The sequence below is a fragment of the Bradyrhizobium elkanii WSM2783 genome (assembly GCF_000472865.1).
GTDB lineage: Bacteria > Pseudomonadota > Alphaproteobacteria > Rhizobiales > Xanthobacteraceae > Bradyrhizobium > Bradyrhizobium elkanii_A.
In genome coordinates, this window is the sequence record NZ_AXAP01000206.1 from 1 (window position 1) to 1,774 (window position 1,774).

The window sequence follows — 1,774 nt, forward strand, 5'->3', positions numbered from 1 at the left end:
GAGTCACGGCTACACCACTAAGGCACCGCCAGACGAAAGGGGCGGCAACAGATATGTGTAGCCTAAAGCCACCGCGCCACATCTCGACTCCACCAGACTCCGAAGTGCCTGTCAGGCGCGAGCCTAGTCCGCTTTTCCTCCAGAGCCCGACCTAGGCTCAGGCTTCGTCAGTTGACAGGTGCGGACCAGCCACGATCGTTCACAAATCACGCGTTGTGGAATGCTGTGAGAGAGCTTTTCCGTCTTTCGGAGTGCGCTTGCCTCGAGAGCGGAGGCAGAACCGCCCCTTATCCATCACTGCGTCCGCGCGGCAAGAGCGAGCGTCATAGTCAATGCGTGATTCTGATGTTTAGAGAGTTGCAGCGGCGAAGAAGAAGCCCGACTTGCGACAAATTGCGCGTGGGCTCCTCCTTGGAGCATTGCGGAGACAGAAGCTCCGCTGGCCTCTTCATTGGGCGAAATAGCGATGAGAGAAGCAGGAAGTCTCGCAACGCACAACGTTTAGCTGCATTGCAACAACGGCTCAGCGGCCCTTGCCCGGTCGTCTTCCGACAACGGTGGTGTTTCCGCGGCCAATCACCCAAGGTCGGTCTGACGGCGAAACCGAGATTCATCATTCTTCAACCGCATGCGGTAGGTGTTAAGCTTTGGAAGCGACCCCAACGGCTCTGGTAAAGCCTGACAACGGCTGGGAGGGAGCGATGGCCGACAAACAGATCCAGCCCACCTGGGATCCCATTGCCCTTGCGGCGCAACTGCAGAACATCGCAAAACAAAGCCAGCTCCTGATGCAGCGCTTTGTGTCGCATCAGCCGGACGCGGTTAAGTTCGGCATCGGCGACCCGTCAGCGCTCGGGTTCGACTTTTTCGAGCTCACAACGAGGATGATGACCGACCCGGAGGCAGTCGCCCGCGCCCAGATCGACCTATTCTACGACACGCTAGGGATCTGGCAGAAAACCGCGGAACGCATGCTCATGCTGCGTGCAGGCGAGGCCGATGCTCCGAAAGACAAACGCTTCAAGCATCCGGACTGGAGCGAGAACGCTATCTTCGACTTTGTGAAGGACAGTTATCTCGTTGCGGCGAAGTCGATTCTTTCTGCAATCCGCGCAATTAAAGGCATGGACGAGGCCAGCGCTCGCAAGGTCGATTTCTACGCGCGCCAATTCGTTGATGCTGTGTCGCCCTCCAATTTCGTCGCGACCAATCCCGAGGTCCTCACCGCGACCCTGGAGTCGGGCGGACAAAACCTGCTGCGTGGTTTGGAGAACCTTCTCGTCGATCTGGCGCGCGGCGATGGCCGGCTTGCGATTACAATGACCGATATGAAGGCGTTCCGTCTCGGCGAAAACATCGCAACGACGCCAGGAAAAATCATCTACCAGAACGAGTTGATGCAATTGATCCAATATGCGCCGTCGACCAGCGAAGTTCGGAGGCGGCCACTGCTCATCGTGCCGCCGTGGATCAATAAGTTCTATGTTCTCGATCTTCGGCCGAACAACTCCTTCATCAGATGGGCCGTCGATCAGGGACACACGGTGTTCGTCATCTCCTGGGTGAATCCCGATGAGAGGCTCGCTGAAAAGAGCTTTGAACATTACATGCTCGAGGGACCGTTGGCGGCACTGGACGCGATCGAGTCCGCGACCGGAGAGCGTAGCGTCAACACGATTGGCTATTGCCTCGGCGGAACCCTGCTTGCCTCGACGGCGGCTTTTCTGGCCGCGAAGGGCGACGACCGGATTGCAAGCGCCACCTATTTCGTGAC

1 protein-coding gene is annotated in these 1,774 nt (G+C 57.9%); it reads left to right on the plus strand.

Translation table 11 applies throughout. From position 1 onward, the window contains the following. Nucleotides 1-701 precede the first annotated feature (701 nt). A partial coding sequence (locus YY7_RS0149860) for a poly(3-hydroxyalkanoate) synthetase (protein ID WP_035693344.1) occupies nucleotides 702-1,774 on the plus strand: 1,073 nt, incomplete at its 3' end.